This window comes from Silanimonas sp. (genome assembly GCF_027530345.1).
GTDB lineage: Bacteria > Pseudomonadota > Gammaproteobacteria > Xanthomonadales > Xanthomonadaceae > Silanimonas.
On the sequence record NZ_JAPZQK010000032.1, the window covers coordinates 1 to 15,952 of the forward strand.

A 15,952-nucleotide genomic window follows, 5' to 3' on the forward strand; every position below is an offset into this window, starting at 1 on the left:
CGATCCCATCCCGAACTCGGAAGTGAAACGCGCACGCGCCGATGGTAGTGTGCATCCGCATGCGAGAGTAGGTCATCGCCAGGGCCTTACACCAAAACCCCTCCGGGTATCCCGGAGGGGTTTTTCTTTGCAACAAAGAAAACCACAACTCCACCTAGGGGCAAGCTGCGCCGGCGGTGGATACGCACAGCCAGACAAACACCCCTCGAGCTACCAGGGATGGATCGGCCGCCGTGAGGACGCAGGTCGGAGCTGTGCATCGACCGTGAACGCAGGCGTCCCCGAGGCTTCAGGCCGTTGAGGCGCGTTCCGAGGGCATGCTAAACTCCCGCTCCTTATCAGCGGCGTCCCATTCCCGCGCCGGACCGTGTCATGCAAGCCCTCGTCGAAAAGCGTCTGCTGACGAAGGCGGTGTGGTGGCGAGGTCTGGCGGCCCAAGGTGCGGGGGCGTTGGTGGTGGCTCTGGTCTTCGACATGGCGGCGGCTGCGGCTTTTTTCAGCGGCGGGTTCGCGCTTTTGTCGGGTGTTGCGGTATCGGCGCTCTATGCGCTGCGCGCCGTGGCGCCGAGTGGATCTGCCGCGATGTACGCGGTGGTGCTCGGGACGGTGCTGAAGTGGATGGTAGTCGCGGCGCTGCTTGTGCTGGCGATGGTGGTGGCGATGCCGAGAGTCTTCCCGGTGTTCGCCGGTCTGCTGTTCGCGCAGGTGGCGTTGGTCGTGGCGATGATGACGTTCAAGAGGCAATGAAGCGGCGATGGCAAGCGAAAACCTGACTCCGGCTGGTTACATCCAGCATCACCTCAAGAACCTTGCGATCACCGTCGATGACGGTAGCGCGTTCTGGACGCTGCACGTCGACACGCTGGCCACGTCGATTGTCGTCGGCCTGTTCATGGTCTTCGCCTTCTGGCTCGCGACGCGCAAGGCCACGGCGGGCGTTCCGGGCAAGTGGCAGGCGTTCGTCGAGATCGTGCTCGAGTTCGTCGACAAGCAGGCCAAGGACGCGTACCACGGCCCGAGCCGCCTGGTGACGCCCATCGCGATCACTCTGTTTTGCTGGATCTTGGTGCTGAACAGCATCAAGATGATCCCGGCTGATTTCATCGCCATGCCGCTCCATGCGCTCGGCCTCGAGTACTGGAAGCCGGTCCCGACCGCCGATTTGAATGCGACCTTCGGCCTGTCGTTCAGCGTCTTCTTCCTGATGATCTTCTTTGCGCTGCGCGCCAAGGGCCTGGGTGGCTTCATCCATGAGCTCTTCACCGCGCCGTTCGGCAAGTGGATGTTTCCGGCGAACCTGCTGCTCAACGCGGTCGAGCTGCTGAGCAAGCCGGTGTCCCTCGCCATGCGTCTGTTCGGCAACATGTTCGCCGGCGAAGTGCTCTTCCTGCTGATCTGGGCCTTGGGCGGCGTCGGTCTCGTCGGCGTCGCGGCCTCGAGCCTGCTCGGCCTCGGCTGGATGCTCTTCCACCTGCTCGTGATCCCGCTTCAGGCCTTCATCTTCATGATGCTCTCGGTGGTGTACCTGAGCCTCATGGAAGAAGGTCACTGATTTCGCTGCACCCGATTCTGCCGAATCGTTTTCGTTCCACCCTTTTCCTTTCAACCTTTGTCATCGGAGTAACACCATGGAAACCCTCGCCCTTCTCGCGAACATCCAGGCCTCGACCGCGCTGGCCATCGGCATCATGATCGGCCTGGCCGCGCTCGGCGCCGGTCTCGGCATGGCCATGATGGCCGGCAAGTTCCTCGAGTCGGCTGCCCGCCAGCCGGAACTGATCCCGGTCCTGCAGGTCCGTATGTTCCTGACCGCCGGCCTGATCGACGCCGCGTTCATCATCACGGTCGGTGTTGCCCTGATGTTCGCCTTCATCAACCCGCTCGCCACCGCCTTCGCGGCGGCCTAAGCGGCGTTGTTCGCGCGGGGGCTCGCCCCCGCGCATGCCGGCCCTGAGCCGGTGGTGTTTGCGGGCGCCCCGGATGGGGCGCGCGACTGTTCTTCCAGAGCGAACCCATGAATATCAATCTCACGCTGTTCGCGCAGGCGCTGGCCTTCGCGATGCTGATCTGGCTGATCGCTACCAAGGTGTGGCCGCCGCTGCTTCAGGCCATCGAAGAGCGCCAGAAGAAGATCGCCGAGGGTCTGGCCGCTGCAGAGCGTAGCCAGAAGGACCTCGCGCAGGCGCAGGACAAGGTCAACGAGGCGCTGAAGGAAGCCCGCGTCAAGGCCAACGAGATCATCGCGCAGGCGGAAGCCCGTGCGGCCCAGATCGTCGACGCCGCCAAGCAGGAAGCCATCGCCGAAGGGCAGCGCCAGAAGGCGTTGGCCGAGTCGGAGATCGAGGCCTCGACCTTCCGCGCGAAGGAAACCCTGCGTCGCGAGGTCGGTTCGCTGGCCGTCGCCGGCGCCGAGAAGCTGATCCGTCGCGAAATCGACGCCAAGGCCCATGCGGCCCTGATCGACGAACTCGCCGCGCAGATCTGACGACACGCCCATGAGCCTGGCCTTGACCCTCGCCCGTCCCTACGCCCGCGCCGCGTTCGCGCTGGCCCGCCAATCCGGCGCCCTGCCGGGCTGGTCGGCCGCGCTGTCGGTGTCGGCGCAGCTTGCCGCCGATCCGCGTATCGCCGGCCTTGTCGCGCACCCGGCGCTTGATCGCGCCGAGGCTGCGGGACTGGTGGCGCCGCCGTCGTGCGACGCCGTCTTCCTGCAGTTCCTCGACGTGCTCGCATCGAACGATCGTCTCGCCCTGTTGCCGGAAATCGCCGGCCAGTACGAGCAGCTCCGTGCCGAAGCCGAGCGCGTTGTGCGCGCGAAGGTCACGTCGGCCACGCCGCTGTCGGGCGTGGAGCAGGCCAAGATCGAGCAGGCGCTGCGTCGCCGCTTCAACGCCGATGTCGCGCTGGAAACGGCCGTCGACCCGACGCTGATCGGTGGTGCCGTCATCGACGCCGGCGACGTGGTCATCGACGGGTCGCTGCGCAGCAAGCTGGCGCGCCTCGAAACCGCTCTCACGCATTAAGACTTTCCCTTTCCGCTAACCGGCTTCGGCCGGCAACGAGGCACCCCAATGCAGACGCTCAACCCGTCGGAAATCAGCGAACTCATCAAGCAGCGCGTCGAGAAGGCCAAGCTCTCGGCCGAAGCGCGCAACGAAGGCACCGTCACCTCGGTGTCGGATGGCATCGTCCGCATCCACGGCCTGGCCGACGTGATGCAGGGCGAAATGATCGAGCTGCCGGGCAACACCTTCGCCCTGGCCCTGAACCTCGAGCGCGACTCGGTCGGCGCCGTGGTCCTCGGTGACTACGAGCACCTGCGCGAAGGCGCGGTCGCGAAGACCACTGCCCGCATCCTCGAAGTGCCGGTGGGTCCGGAACTGCTCGGCCGCGTCGTCAACGCACTGGGCGAGCCGATCGATGGCAAGGGTCCGATCAACGCCGCGCTGAGCTCGCCGGTCGAGCGCGTGGCCCCGGGCGTGATTTGGCGCCAGTCGGTGGCCCAGCCGGTGCAGACCGGCTACAAGTCGGTCGACAGCATGATTCCGATCGGCCGCGGCCAGCGCGAGCTGATCATCGGCGACCGCCAGACCGGCAAGACCGCGATGGCGATCGACGCGATCATCAACCAGAAGTCGTCGGGCGTGAAGTGCGTTTACGTCGCGATCGGCCAGAAGAACTCGACCATCGCCGGCATCGTGCGCAAGCTCGAAGAGAACGGCGCGATGGCCTACACCACCGTCGTCGCGGCTTCGGCCTCGGAGTCGGCGGCGATGCAGTACATCGCCCCGTACGCCGGTTGCGCCATGGGCGAGTACTTCATGGACCGCGGCCAGGACGCCCTGATCGTGTACGACGATCTGTCGAAGCAGGCCGTCGCCTACCGCCAGATCTCGCTGCTGCTGCGCCGCCCGCCGGGCCGCGAAGCCTACCCGGGCGACGTCTTCTATTTGCACTCGCGTCTCCTTGAGCGCGCGGCCCGCGTCTCGGCCGAGTACGTCGAGAAGTTCACCAACGGCGCCGTGAAGGGCCAGACCGGTTCGCTGACGGCCCTGCCGATCATCGAGACCCAGGCCGGTGACGTCTCGGCCTTCGTGCCGACCAACGTGATCTCGATCACCGACGGCCAGATCTTCCTCGAGACCGACCTGTTCAACGCAGGCATTCGCCCGGCCGTGAACGCCGGCATCTCGGTGTCGCGCGTCGGTGGCGCCGCGCAGACGACGATCATGAAGAAGCTGTCGGGCGGCATCCGTATCTCGCTCGCGCAGTACCGCGAGCTGGCGGCCTTCGCGCAGTTCGCTTCGGACCTCGACGAAACCACCCGCAAGCAGCTCGAGCGCGGTCAGCGCGTCACCGAGCTGATGAAGCAGAAGCAGTACGCCCCGATGTCGATTGCGCAGATGGCCCTGTCCATCTACGCCGTCAACGAGGGCTACATGGACGACGTGCCGCTCGCCAAGATCGGTGCCTTCGAGGCCGGCCTGCATGCGCACGCCGCCAACACGCAGGGCGCGCTGATGGACAAGATCGTCAGCTCGGGCGCGTGGGACAAGGAGATCGAAGGCCAGTTCAAGGCCCTGATCGCCGAGTTCAAGGCCACCGGCAGCTTCTGAGCAACGACAACGGGGTAGGGCGCGCGGCCAGCGCGCCCTGACCGGAGGACACCATGGCAGGCGGTCGCGAAATCAAAACCAAGATCAAGAGCGTGCAGAACACCCGCAAGGTGACGCGCGCGCTCGAAATGGTCTCGGCATCCAAGATCCGCAAGGCGCAGGACAAGATGAAGTCCTCGCGCCCGTACGCGCGTCTCATGAAGCAGGTCGTCGGCCACGTCGCCAAGGCGAACGCCGACTACGTGCACCCGTTCATGGCCGAGCGCGCCGAGGTCAAGCGCGTGGGCTACATCATCGTCTCGACCGACCGCGGCCTCTGCGGCGGCCTGAACTCGCAGCTGTTCCGCCGCATCCTCGCCGACATGCGCGAGTGGCAGGGCAAGGGCGTGGGCATCGACGTGGTCTGCGTCGGCCAGAAGGCTTCCACGTTCTTCCGTCGCCTCAAGGTCGAGATGCTGGCTTCGGTCACGCACCTCGGCGAGAACCCGCAGGTCGAGCAGCTGATCGGCGTCGTCAAGGTGATGCTGGACGGTTACACGGAAGGCAAGATCGACCGCGTCACGCTGTGCTTCAACGACTTCATCAACACGATGACGCAGAAGCCGACGCTCTCGCCGCTGCTCCCGCTGCCGGCGTCGGACTCGCTGGAAGCGACGCACGACTGGGACTACCTCTACGAGCCGGACGCGCAAACCGTGCTCGACGACGTGATGACCCGCTACGTGGAATCGCTCGTCTACCAGGCGGTGCTCGAGAACCTCGCCTCCGAACACGCGGCCCGCATGGTCGCGATGAAGGCCGCCTCGGACAACGCCACCAAGCTGATCGGCACCCTGAACCTGATCTACAACAAGGCACGTCAGGCTGCGATCACGCAGGAAATTTCGGAAATCGTCGGCGGCGCCGCAGCGGTTTAAGCGGCGCGCCCTCCACCAGCTTTCTTTTGAGGAACCCACCATGAACCAGGGCAAAGTTGTTCAGATCATCGGCGCCGTCGTCGACGTCGAGTTCCCGCGTGACCAGGTGCCGAAGGTCTACGACGCGCTGAAGGTCCAGGGCACGGAAATCACCCTCGAGGTCCAGCAGCAGCTGGGCGACGGCATCGTGCGCACCATCGCCCTCGGCTCGACCGACGGCCTGAAGCGCAACCTCGTCGCCGAGAACACCGGCCACGCCATCTCGGTGCCGGTGGGCAAGGGCACGCTGGGCCGCATCATGGACGTGCTGGGTCGCCCGATCGACGAAGCCGGCCCGATCGCCGCCGACACCTCGTGGGAAATCCACCGCGCTGCGCCGGCCTACGCCGACCAGGCGGGTGGCAACGAGCTGCTCGAGACCGGCATCAAGGTCATCGACCTGATGTGCCCCTTCGCGAAGGGCGGCAAGGTCGGTCTGTTCGGCGGCGCCGGCGTCGGCAAGACCGTCAACATGATGGAACTCATCAACAACATCGCCAAGGAACACTCGGGTCTGTCGGTGTTCGCCGGCGTGGGTGAGCGTACCCGCGAGGGCAACGACTTCTACCACGAGATGAAGGACTCGAACGTCCTCGACAAGGTCGCGATGGTGTACGGCCAGATGAACGAGCCGCCGGGCAACCGCCTGCGCGTCGCGCTGACCGGCCTGACGATGGCCGAGTACTTCCGCGACGACATCGATCCGGCGACCGGCAAGGGCCGCGACATCCTGTTCTTCGTCGACAACATCTACCGCTACACCCTGGCCGGTACCGAAGTGTCGGCGCTGCTGGGCCGCATGCCGTCGGCCGTGGGTTACCAGCCGACGCTGGCCGAGGAAATGGGCGTCCTGCAGGAGCGCATCACCTCGACGAAGACCGGCTCGATCACCTCGATCCAGGCCGTCTACGTTCCCGCGGATGACCTGACCGACCCGTCGCCGGCGACCACCTTCGCCCACCTCGACGCCACCGTCGTGCTGTCGCGAAACATCGCCTCGCTCGGCATCTACCCGGCCGTCGACCCGCTGGACTCGACCTCGCGCCAGCTGGACCCGAACGTCATCGGCGTCGAGCACTACGAGACCGCGCGCAAGGTGCAGGCCACGCTCCAGAAGTACAAGGAGCTGAAGGACATCATCGCGATCCTCGGCATGGACGAGCTGTCGGAAGAAGACAAGCAGGTCGTGTCGCGCGCCCGTAAGGCCGAGCGCTTCTTCTCGCAGCCCTTCCACGTGGCCGAAGTGTTCACCGGCTCGCCGGGCAAGTACGTCACGCTCAAGGAAACGATCCGCGGCTTCCGCATGATCGTCGAAGGTGAGTGCGACCACCTGCCGGAGCAGGCCTTCTACATGGTCGGTGGCATCGACGAAGCCTTCGAGAAGGCCAAGAAGATGGCGGCCTAAGGCCGCCGTCCTCACGGGAGCAATCGCATGAGCACCACCATCCGCTGCGACATCGTCAGCGCCGAGAAGGAAATCTTCCACGGCGACGCGACGCTGGTCGTGGCTACCGGCGAACTGGGCGAGCTCGGCATCGCCCCGCGCCATGCGCCGCTGATCACGCGCATCAAGCCGGGCAAGGTCGTCGTGACCCAGCCGAACGGCGAGAAGCTCGACTTCTACGTGTCGGGCGGCATCCTCGAGGTGCAGCCGCAGGTCGTCACCGTGCTGGCCGACACCGTCGTGCGCGCCGATGATCTCGACGAGGCCGTGGTCAAGAAGGCCAAGGAAGAAGCCGAGCGCATCCTGGCCAACCGCAGCGAGGCGATGGAAATCGCCGAGGCGCAGGCCAAGCTGGCCGAGGCCATGGCGCAGCTGCAGGCGCTGGAGCGTCTGCGGAAGAACCTCAAGCACTGACGCGCTATCGGCCGCGGCTCCGCGGCACGACAGCGCGAACGAAAACGCCGGCCTTGGGCCGGCGTTTTCGTTGGTGCGCCTGGACGGTCGAAAGCGGTGAATGCCGGCGCACGACCGGTGTGATCGCCATCACGTCCTCTAGAATGGCGCCATTCAAAGAACGGATGCCCGCCATGACCTCCCCCCTGCACGTGGTCGTCCTCGCCGCCGGCGAGGGCAAGCGCATGAGGTCCCCCCTGCCCAAGGTGCTGCAGCCGATCGCCACGCGTTCGATGCTTGGCCACGTGATCGACACGGCGCGCGCTCTCGGCGCCGCACGCATCCACGTGGTCTATGGCCACGGCGGCGAAGCGGTGCGCGAGGCCTTCAAGGCCGACGCCGACCTGGCGTGGGTGGAACAGGCAGAGCGCCTCGGCACCGGCCATGCGGTGCAGCAGGCGGTTCCCGGCCTTCCTGACGACGCGCGCGTGCTCGTTTTGTATGGGGACGTACCCCTCGTCCGCGCCGAGTCGCTGCGTCCACTGGTGGCCGCCGACGGCGCGCTCGCGGTGCTGGTGGCGGAGCTCAGCGATCCGACGGGCTATGGCCGCGTGCTCGTCGACGACGTCGGCCGCGTGCGGGCGATCGTCGAGCAGAAGGACGCCACGCCGGCGCAGCGCGCCGTGCGCACGATCAACACCGGCCTGATCGCCGCCGAAGGCGCGGCATTGAAGCGCTGGCTGGCGAACCTGCGCAACGAGAATGCGCAGCGCGAGTACTACCTGACGGATGTGTTCGCCATGGCGGCTGCGGAAGGGCGTGCCGCGTCGGCGGTGCGCGTGGACGACGCGGGCGAGGTGGAGGGTGCCAATGATCCGTGGCAGCTCGCCCAGCTCGAGCGGGCCTACCAGCGCCGCTGCGCGAAGGCGCTCTCTGAGCAAGGCGTCCAGTTCGCCGATCCGTCGCGTTTCGACCAGCGCGGCACGGTCGTGGTGGGCCAGGGCGTGCGCATCGATGTCGACGTGATCCTCGAAGGCCGTGTCGAGCTTGGCGATGGCGTCGTAGTCGGCCCGTTCTGTCGCCTGAAGGACGTCACCCTCGGTGCCGGCACCGTCGTGGCGGCGCACAGCGACCTCGAGGGCGCGGTGACCGAGCCGAACTGCACTATCGGCCCCTTTGCGCGCCTGCGCCCCGGCACGCAGCTCGGCGAGGGCGTGCACATCGGCAACTTCGTCGAGACGAAGAAGACCACAATGGGCAAGGGCAGCAAGGCGAACCACCTCACGTACCTCGGCGACGCGGTGATTGGCGCCAAGGTCAACGTCGGCGCCGGCACCATCACCTGCAACTACGACGGCGTGAACAAGTGGACCACGACGATCGGCGACGGTGCCTTCATCGGCAGCAACAGTTCGCTGGTGGCGCCGGTAACCATCGGCGCGATGGCGACGATCGGCGCGGGCTCGGTGGTGACGAAGGATGCCCCGGAAGGCCAGCTCACCGTGGCGCGTGGCAAGCAGGTGAGCATCGCCGCGTGGCAGCGGCCGGTGAAGAAATGAGTGCTGAGCACGAAACATTTTCCGCCCTGCAACCGCCTTACGCTGTTGCGAAGGTGGAGCGCTTGCGCGCGGAAAAGCAGCGACTCGTCTACTACACGAACGCAGATACCGCAGTAAAGGTGATTCGGCACCAAGAAGTCTGGATGCGAAACGTCTGCGTAATGAATGACTACGCCGAAGTTACGCACGGACTCGGCGTGCTCGAGACGGTCCTGAGAGATGGCGGTGCCGGCAGGCTGTTTGCAGTGCTTGATGCCATCTTTCCGCGGATAAGCGATGAGTTTCTGTCTCAACTTGTTCGTAGGCGAGACTCGCTTCAACTCGACACGTTCATTGCGTGCTTTTCTGAGCATTACGACCGAGAAGATGAGCTCGGTCGGCTCTCGATGTGGCGCGCGTATGGTGGTGATTCCGGCGTGGCGCTCGTTTTCAATAGTGATGCCGCTCTCTCCGAGAGTGACGTCTTCTCCGCGTACACGGCTCCCGTACTTTATGGTGGAAGTCGAGAAGTAGAAGAACAGCTAGCTGGTATGGCCGAAGCTGCTGAGAGAGTGGGTGACCAGATCAGACGATGCTCTGGTGACTACGTCATGGCTTGCTTGCTTTCTAGCTTTCAAGCGCTTGCTCTTGCGACAAAGCATCCGGCTTTTCGTGAGGAGCAAGAATGGCGAGTGATTACGAATCCTGCTCTCGGCGTATCGGGTGAGCTCAAGACGGAAATCGAGTCCATCGGGGGCTTGCCGCAGCGGGTGATAAAACTCCCTCTCAAGGACTATCCAGATCAAGGTCTTGTGGGTCTCGAGCTTAGGAAGTCTCTTGACCGCGTGATCATCGGGCCAACCGAGTTCCCCTACGTCATCTTCGACTCGCTCATCGACGCAATGAAGGGAGTCGGAATAGATAACCCCTCATCAAAAATCGCCGTTTCGCACGTCCCACTGCGATACCCGCGCCGATAGCTTCTGCTACCCCGGAAGCACCAAGCTGACGCACAGCCCGCCGCCCTCGCGGTTGGCGAGGCCGATGCGTCCGCCGTGCGCTTCGATGATCTCGCGTACCAGCGCGAGCCCGAGGCCGGTGCCGCTGCGCTTCGTCGAATAGAACGGCACCAGCGCATTGGCCATCACCGCCTCGCTCATGCCGGTGCCGCGGTCGAGCACTTCGATGCGCCAGTCGCCGCCGAGGTGGCGTAGGCGCATCCGCACATCGGCTTCGGGCGGGCAGGCCTCGTGCGCGTTCTTCAGCAGGTTCAGCAGGGCCTGCTCGAACTGCGCGCCGTCGACGCGCAGCGGCTCCTGCGGCACCTCGCCGTCGAGGACGAACGCGATCTGGCTCTGCAGGCGCTCGACGAGCACCGCGGGGTCGTGGGCTTCGATGCGCGGCTGCGGCAGCTTGGCGAAGCGCGCGTAGTCACGCAGGAAGCCATCGAGATGTCGGGCGCGTTCCTCGATGGTGGCGAACACCGTGGGCAGTTTGTCGATCTGGCCGCGCCGCGCTAGTTCGGCGCCGCTGTGCGCGAGCGAGGCCATCGGCGCCAGTGAGTTGTTGAGCTCGTGGCTGATGACGCGGATGACCTTCTTCCAGGTCTGCACTTCCTGCCGGCGCAGCTCGGTGGTGATCTGCCGAACCAGCAGAAGGGTGTGCGCGCGGCCGTTCAGGCGAAAGGCAGACGTGGCGAGGTGGTAGACGTCGTCGTCTTCGCCGTCACCGGTGCTGAACACGCCGGCGGCGCCGTGGCGGAGGGCTTCCGACAAGGCATCGTCGCGTGCGCCGAGCAGGCCGTGCAGCGCGTGGCCATCGAGGCGGCGGCCTTCGCCCAGCAGTTTGCGCGCCGCGACGTTGGCGAAGACCACGTGCTGCTGCGCGTCGAGCAACAGCATGGCCACCGGCGTGTTCTGCACCATGGTGTCGAGCAGCAACTCGCGCTGTACCAGTTGGAGTTGCTTCTCGCGAAGCGCCTCGCCGATGGCGTTATGGCCGGCAACGAGGTCGCCGAGCTCGTCGTTGCGCGGCCAGCGCAGGCCGAAGCTGTAGTCGCCGTCGCGGTAGCTGAGCGCCGTGCCGGTCAGGGCGCGGATCAGCGAGCGCACCGGGGACAGCCAGGCACCGAGCAGCCACAGCAGCACGAGCCCGCTCGCGACGACGGCAGTGGCACCGGCCAGCAGGGCATCACCGAGCCAAGCCTGCAGGGCCAATGCGAGCCCGATGCCAAGCGCGAGCACCGGCAGCACGCGCAGCGCGAACTGGCCGGCGAGCGATAGCCGCCAACGCGTCACGACCGAACTACCCCGGAGGCGCCGCTCACGAAGCCGACTCGCGGTTGATGCCCAGGCGCTCGAGGCGGCGGTACAGCGCTTGCCGCGAGAGCCCCAGCTCGGCGGCGGCTTGCGCGAGCACGCCGCGGTGGCGCTTGAGCGCGGCTTCGATGCTGGCGCGGTCGGGTTCGTCGCCGTCCATCGCGGGATCGCCGCCGCGTGCGGCCGGGCCCCCGGTCGATGTCGCCAAGCCGAGGTCGCTGGCGGCAATCGTCAGCGAGGCCGACAGCAGCGCCGCTCTCGCGATGGTGTTTTTCAACTCGCGCACGTTGCCGGGCCAACCGTGCGTGCGCAGCGCGCGGCGCGCGCCGTCGTCGAGCGCCTTGCCGCTGCCGGCCAGGAAATGCTCGGCCAACGGGATCACGTCGAGCGGGCGCTCCGCCAGCGGCGGCACGCGCAGTTCGATCAGGTTGAGCCGATAGAAGAGATCCTCGCGGAAGCGCCCGTCGCGGATCATCGCGGCAAGGTCGGCATTGGTGGCGCTGATCACACGCACCTTGACCTGCCGCTCGCGATTGCTGCCGAGACGCTCGAAGCGCCCGGTTTCCAGCACGCGCAGCAACTTCATCTGCCCGGCCGCCGGCAGGTTGCCGATTTCGTCGAGGAACAGCGTGCCGCCGTCCGCGGCTTCGAACTTGCCTTCGCGGGCCTTGGTGGCGCCGGTGTAGGCGCCGGCTTCCGCGCCGAACAACTCGGCCTCGATCAGCTCGGAGGGCAGGGCGCCGCAATTGAGCGTCACGAACGGCCCGCCGCGCACTGCGGAGTTCGCTTGCAGCACCTCCGCGACCTTCTCTTTGCCGCTGCCGTTCGGGCCGGTGATCAGCACGGGAACGTCCGCGCCCGCCACCTGCGTGGCGATCTGCAGCACGCGCTCCATCGCAGGGTCGGCATAGACGATGCCGCGCAGGTCGAAGCGGCCGTCGAGCCCGGCGCGGCGCCGGCGGTCGGCGCCGGCGAGCTGCTGGAGCGCGCGACGTGTGTCGGAAAGCTCCAGCAGGTTGCGCACGCTGGCCAGCAGTTTGTGGTCGTCCCAGGGCTTGCCGAGGTAGTCGGCCGCGCCGGACTTCATCAAGCTCACGGCCGTCTCCACCTGCGTCCACGCCGTGAGCAGGATCACAGGCATGTCCGGATGGCGCCGGCGGATCTCGTGGAACAGGGCGATGCCTTCCTCGCCGGAGGTGGTGTCGGCGGTGAAGTTCATGTCCTGCAGCACGAGGTCGACGCGGTGGGCATCGAGCAGGGCAAGGCCCTCCTCGGGGCTTTCGGCCCCGAGGACGGTGAGGCCGTGCAGGTCGAACAGCACGTCGAGGGCCGTGCGCACGCCGGCGTTGTCGTCGATGACGAGAAGGGTGGGCATGGGCGGCAGTCTAGAGGCTTGGCCGGCCGGCGAGGCGCCGGCCTTAAGCGCTCCGCGTAGCCACCGCCGGCGGGACGGAGGCGGCGCGCAGGGCAGGGCCCAGAACGGCGGCGATGCCGAGGAAGAGCAACACCGTGGACCCGGCTGCGAGGTAGCCCAAGGGCAGCTTCGAGAGCTCGAGCTGGTCCATCATCAGAGCGTTGAGGCCTAGTGCAAGGCCGCAGCCGACCACGACGCCGGCACTGGTGATCAGCACGTTCTCGGTCACGAACAGGCGCACGATGTCGATGCGACGCGCACCCAAGGCGCGACGCACGCCGATCTGCTTGCGCCGCTGGTTCACCCACAGCGAGGCCAGGCCAACGATGCCGCTCGCCGTCATGGCCAGCAACAGGCCCATCACGATCAGAAGGCCATTGATCATGGTGTGTTCGCCTTCGTAGCGCTGTTCGCGGGTCTCGGCCATCGTGTCGACGCCGCCGGACATCCGGCCCGGCACGCGCTTTTGCAGCATCTCGTCGGCAGCGGTTGCGAGGCGATCGAGCGCGGCCGGGTCATCGACACGCACGGCGTAGGTGCGCCAGTTCTGGACCAGCCGGGCGGGGAAGATCACCGAGCGCGCGCCGTCGCCACCGCCCCAGGAGGCGCGGCCCCACGGGGTCACCAGGGTTTCGGTCACGCCGATGATCTCGATGGGGCCGGTACCGCCCAAGTAGAAGGACTTGCCCACCACGCGATCGTCATTGGGATACAGCACCTTCGCCATGGCCGCGGTGATGATCGCGCCCTTGGGTTCGGGGGGCGACGGTGAGTCCTCGTCGACCAGCTGGGTCTCATCGGCACGGAAGCTGCGCCCCTCGACAAGGCGAAGTCCCCACGTCGCTACGATGTCCGGATCGGCCATGTACGTCGCTGCGTTGGTCACCGGTTGCTCCGCATTCGGCTTCAGATCGAAGCCGGAATTGTTGCCGCTGCCGGAAAGCGGGATCTGGTTGACCCACGAGGCCGACACCACGCCGGGCATGGCCCGAAGCGCGTCGATGTCGGCCTGGGCCACGGCGCCCGTGGTGTCACGCTCCTTGTCCGTCGCACTGACGTGGAACACGAGGTCGTCGTCTAGCCCGGTGGGCCGCTGGGATTCCTTCATGCGGTCGCTGACGACGTAGAGCGCGTTGGCGAGGATGGCCAGCGTGAGCCCGACCTGCAGGGCGATGAGCAACACGCCGGTCTTGCGGTGGCGCATGGCGGAGAGGATGGGCTTGAGTTCCATGGCGGGCCTCACTGGCTCTTCAACTGGATGGCGGGGCGGACCTGGCAGGCCTGCCACGTGGGCAACAGGCCGGCCATCAGCGCGGCGAGCAGGCCGAGAACGAGGGTTCCCGCCATCAACGACGGGTGCATGGCGTAGAAGTCCTCGGCGCCGGTGAGGCGGCCGTTGACGAGTGACAGGCCGTAGAGCGCCAGCCCGAGCCCCAGCACTGCGCCGGCCGCGCCAAGCACGCCGGCTTCGACAAGCGACTGACGGAAGATCTCGGCTCGCGTGGCGCCGAGGGCGCGACGCACCCCGATCTCGCCGGCGCGGGCGGTGAACTTCGCCAGCATCAGGGTCACCACGTTGACGAGGCAGACCAGCAGGAAGCCGAACGAGATCCACGTCGCCATGCGCGTGTCGTTGCTGACGGCGCCGCTGAATTCCAGCCACTCGCCAACGTCTCGCAGGCGGTTGTTCTCTGGGCGCGGCAACCGACCGAGCTTCTTCTGCTCGGCGACATAAGCGGCGAGGTAATCCTCGTAGGCGGCGCGGCCGTCGGCGCTGTCGAGTTCCACCCAGTACTGCAGCCAGGTGCAGTCCGATTTCAGGAAGCCGGCATAGCCCGGGTCGACGTCGCCATTGCAATTCACCCAACCGTTGTTGCGCCACTCACGGCCGGTCGCGTTCCGGATCGGCAGCCAGAGCAGGTGCACGTCGCTGTCCACGCCCGAGCCGTTGATACGGTAGAAACGCGGCGTCGGGTTCCACTCACCGAGTACGCCGGTGATGGCGTAGTCGCGGTCGTCGATGCGCAGGCGGCGGCCGACGACCTCGGTCGTTCCGAATACACGCTCGGCGAGCTCGCGGCCGATCACCGCGACATCCGCACCGCGCGTGTCGTCTTCGGCACTCCATGGCCCGCCGGCGACGAAGGGCATGTCGAACATCGGGAACACGTCGCGCGTGGTGGCCATGCCCTGCTCGCGGAAGGGCGGAAGGTCGTCGCGTCCCGTATCGATGGCCGGCGACACGCCGTACAGCGCGGTCTGTCGCAGGCCCTTGGCGTCGCGCAGCAGGTTGTCGACGTCGATCCACGTCATTTGCCGCTCGGGCTCCTCGTTGGGCCGGTAGCTGCTGTCCATCGGGCCGATGTCGATCTGCGGCACGAAGAGGCGATCGCTCTTCTGCGGGATCGGATCGCCGGCCATGACGAGCAGCATCGTCAGGCTGGTCATGCTGGCGCCGATCCCGACGGCGAGGATCATCACGATCAACGCGGTGAGCACCGGGCCGCGGCGCAGGCTCTTGAGGCCGAGCTTGAGGTAGTAGCGGAACATGAGGGGCTCCTCAGGCGGCCGAGGCGAGGCGCTGCAGGTCGACGACCTGGCCATCGACGATGTGGATGTTGCGCTGCGCGCGCGCGGCGAGCTCGGGGTCGTGCGTGACCATCACGATGGTGGTGCCCTCGGCGTTGATCTGCTCGAGCAACTCCATCACGCCGCGGGCCATCTGCGTGTCGAGGTTGCCGGTCGGTTCGTCGGCGAGCAGCAGGCGCGGGCTGCCGGCCAGCGCGCGGGCGATGGCGACGCGCTGCTGCTGGCCACCCGAAAGCTCGGCCGGGTAGTGCTTCATGCGCGAGGCGAGGCCCACCTTGGCCAGCGCCTCCTCGATGCGCTGCTTGCGCTCGGCCGCCTTGAAGCCGCGGTAGCGCAGCGGCACGTCGACGTTGTCGAACAGGTTGAGGTCCGGAATCAGGTTGAAGCCTTGGAAGATGAAGCCGAGCTTCTCGTTGCGCAGGCGCGAGCGCTGGTTGTCGTCGAGGCCGCGGACATCCACGCCGTCGAGGTGGAACTCGCCGCCGGTGAACTCTTCGAGCAAGCCGGCGATGTTGAGGAAGGTGGTCTTGCCCGAGCCCGAGGGGCCGGTGACGGCGACGAACTCGCCTTCACGCACCTGCATGTCGATGCCGCGCAGGGCGTGGGTTTCGATCATGTGGGTCTGGTAGACCTTGGAAAGTTGCTTCATCGAGAGCATGGCGGGGTCCTGCGTGGGCGTCGGGG

General features: G+C 66.6%; 16 protein-coding genes and 1 rRNA gene. 12 read left to right on the plus strand and 5 right to left on the minus strand.

The window, feature by feature from the left end:
- The 12 genes from rrf to O9255_RS13550 all read left to right on the plus strand — a co-directional run.
- Nucleotides 1-84: ribosomal RNA gene (gene rrf / locus O9255_RS13495) — 5S ribosomal RNA — on the plus strand; the annotation flags it as partial.
- 288 nt (nt 85-372) lie between these two features.
- A complete protein-coding gene (locus O9255_RS13500; protein ID WP_297867390.1) occupies nt 373-747 on the plus strand; it encodes a hypothetical protein in 375 nt (124 codons plus the stop codon).
- 7 nt (nt 748-754) lie between these two features.
- Complete coding sequence (gene atpB / locus O9255_RS13505; protein WP_297867391.1) at nt 755-1,552, plus strand: F0F1 ATP synthase subunit A; 798 nt, start codon at nt 755-757, stop codon at nt 1,550-1,552.
- Nucleotides 1,553-1,628: 76 nt separating this feature from the next.
- A complete protein-coding gene (gene atpE, locus O9255_RS13510; protein WP_297867392.1) occupies nt 1,629-1,907 on the plus strand; it encodes a F0F1 ATP synthase subunit C in 279 nt (92 codons plus the stop codon).
- A gap of 107 nt (nt 1,908-2,014) precedes the next feature.
- Nucleotides 2,015-2,485 carry a F0F1 ATP synthase subunit B gene (locus tag O9255_RS13515; protein WP_297867393.1) on the plus strand — a complete coding sequence of 157 codons (471 nt, stop codon included), beginning with the start codon at nt 2,015-2,017 and terminating at the stop codon, nt 2,483-2,485.
- 10 nt (nt 2,486-2,495) lie between these two features.
- Complete coding sequence (locus O9255_RS13520) at nt 2,496-3,023, plus strand: F0F1 ATP synthase subunit delta (protein ID WP_297867394.1); 528 nt, start codon at nt 2,496-2,498, stop codon at nt 3,021-3,023.
- 48 nt (nt 3,024-3,071) lie between these two features.
- A complete protein-coding gene (atpA, locus tag O9255_RS13525) occupies nt 3,072-4,616 on the plus strand; it encodes a F0F1 ATP synthase subunit alpha (protein WP_297867395.1) in 1,545 nt (514 codons plus the stop codon).
- Between the two features lie 53 nt (nt 4,617-4,669).
- A complete protein-coding gene (gene atpG, locus O9255_RS13530; RefSeq protein WP_297867396.1) occupies nt 4,670-5,533 on the plus strand; it encodes a F0F1 ATP synthase subunit gamma in 864 nt (287 codons plus the stop codon).
- A 40-nt stretch (nt 5,534-5,573) separates the two neighbouring features.
- Nucleotides 5,574-6,977: a F0F1 ATP synthase subunit beta gene (gene atpD, locus O9255_RS13535; RefSeq protein ID WP_297867397.1), complete on the plus strand. Its 1,404-nt coding sequence runs from the start codon at nt 5,574-5,576 to the stop codon at nt 6,975-6,977.
- A gap of 27 nt (nt 6,978-7,004) precedes the next feature.
- Nucleotides 7,005-7,430 carry a F0F1 ATP synthase subunit epsilon gene (locus O9255_RS13540; protein WP_297867398.1) on the plus strand — a complete coding sequence of 142 codons (426 nt, stop codon included), beginning with the start codon at nt 7,005-7,007 and terminating at the stop codon, nt 7,428-7,430.
- A gap of 173 nt (nt 7,431-7,603) precedes the next feature.
- Nucleotides 7,604-8,968 carry a bifunctional UDP-N-acetylglucosamine diphosphorylase/glucosamine-1-phosphate N-acetyltransferase GlmU gene (gene glmU / locus O9255_RS13545; protein ID WP_297867399.1) on the plus strand — a complete coding sequence of 455 codons (1,365 nt, stop codon included), beginning with the start codon at nt 7,604-7,606 and terminating at the stop codon, nt 8,966-8,968.
- Entirely contained in the window at nt 8,965-9,927 is a 963-nt protein-coding gene (locus tag O9255_RS13550) for a DUF2971 domain-containing protein (RefSeq protein ID WP_297867400.1), read from the plus strand. The genes glmU and O9255_RS13550 overlap by 4 nt, the downstream gene beginning before the upstream one ends.
- Before the next feature lie 6 nt (nt 9,928-9,933).
- Here the strand turns inward: O9255_RS13550 and O9255_RS13555 are convergent, their stop codons facing one another.
- Genes O9255_RS13555 through O9255_RS13575 form a run of 5 tightly spaced genes read right to left on the minus strand, consistent with a single transcriptional unit; the run spans nt 9,934 to nt 15,926 of the window.
- On the minus strand, nt 9,934-11,244 hold the full coding sequence (locus tag O9255_RS13555) for an ATP-binding protein (protein WP_345781383.1): 1,311 nt from the start codon (nt 11,242-11,244) through the stop codon (nt 9,934-9,936).
- Between the two features lie 25 nt (nt 11,245-11,269).
- Nucleotides 11,270-12,640, minus strand: a complete 1,371-nt coding sequence (locus tag O9255_RS13560) for a sigma-54 dependent transcriptional regulator (protein WP_297867401.1) — start codon at nt 12,638-12,640, stop codon at nt 11,270-11,272.
- 43 nt (nt 12,641-12,683) lie between these two features.
- Entirely contained in the window at nt 12,684-13,910 is a 1,227-nt protein-coding gene (locus O9255_RS13565) for an FtsX-like permease family protein (RefSeq protein WP_297867402.1), read from the minus strand.
- Nucleotides 13,911-13,918: 8 nt separating this feature from the next.
- On the minus strand, nt 13,919-15,229 hold the full coding sequence (locus tag O9255_RS13570; protein WP_297867403.1) for an ABC transporter permease: 1,311 nt from the start codon (nt 15,227-15,229) through the stop codon (nt 13,919-13,921).
- A 10-nt stretch (nt 15,230-15,239) separates the two neighbouring features.
- The gene (locus tag O9255_RS13575) at nt 15,240-15,926 is read right to left on the minus strand and encodes an ABC transporter ATP-binding protein (protein ID WP_297867404.1); all 687 of its coding nucleotides are present in this window, start codon (nt 15,924-15,926) and stop codon (nt 15,240-15,242) included.
- Nucleotides 15,927-15,952: the final 26 nt, after the last annotated feature.

Excerpts from the sequence above, each read along its gene's own strand:
- O9255_RS13565 (WP_297867402.1), bottom strand. The coding sequence starts at position 13,910 with ATGGAACTCAAGCCCATCCTCTCCGCCATGCGCCACCGCAAGACCGGC.
- O9255_RS13520 (WP_297867394.1), top strand. The coding sequence starts at position 2,496 with ATGAGCCTGGCCTTGACCCTCGCCCGTCCCTACGCCCGCGCCGCGTTC.
- O9255_RS13560 (WP_297867401.1), bottom strand. The coding sequence starts at position 12,640 with ATGCCCACCCTTCTCGTCATCGACGACAACGCCGGCGTGCGCACGGCC.
- glmU (WP_297867399.1), top strand. The coding sequence starts at position 7,604 with ATGACCTCCCCCCTGCACGTGGTCGTCCTCGCCGCCGGCGAGGGCAAG.
- O9255_RS13550 (WP_297867400.1), top strand. The coding sequence starts at position 8,965 with ATGAGTGCTGAGCACGAAACATTTTCCGCCCTGCAACCGCCTTACGCT.
- O9255_RS13575 (WP_297867404.1), bottom strand. The coding sequence starts at position 15,926 with ATGCTCTCGATGAAGCAACTTTCCAAGGTCTACCAGACCCACATGATC.
- atpG (WP_297867396.1), top strand. The coding sequence starts at position 4,670 with ATGGCAGGCGGTCGCGAAATCAAAACCAAGATCAAGAGCGTGCAGAAC.
- atpD (WP_297867397.1), top strand. The coding sequence starts at position 5,574 with ATGAACCAGGGCAAAGTTGTTCAGATCATCGGCGCCGTCGTCGACGTC.
- atpA (WP_297867395.1), top strand. The coding sequence starts at position 3,072 with ATGCAGACGCTCAACCCGTCGGAAATCAGCGAACTCATCAAGCAGCGC.
- O9255_RS13500 (WP_297867390.1), top strand. The coding sequence starts at position 373 with ATGCAAGCCCTCGTCGAAAAGCGTCTGCTGACGAAGGCGGTGTGGTGG.
- atpE (WP_297867392.1), top strand. The coding sequence starts at position 1,629 with ATGGAAACCCTCGCCCTTCTCGCGAACATCCAGGCCTCGACCGCGCTG.
- O9255_RS13540 (WP_297867398.1), top strand. The coding sequence starts at position 7,005 with ATGAGCACCACCATCCGCTGCGACATCGTCAGCGCCGAGAAGGAAATC.
- atpB (WP_297867391.1), top strand. The coding sequence starts at position 755 with ATGGCAAGCGAAAACCTGACTCCGGCTGGTTACATCCAGCATCACCTC.
- O9255_RS13515 (WP_297867393.1), top strand. The coding sequence starts at position 2,015 with ATGAATATCAATCTCACGCTGTTCGCGCAGGCGCTGGCCTTCGCGATG.
- O9255_RS13570 (WP_297867403.1), bottom strand. The coding sequence starts at position 15,229 with ATGTTCCGCTACTACCTCAAGCTCGGCCTCAAGAGCCTGCGCCGCGGC.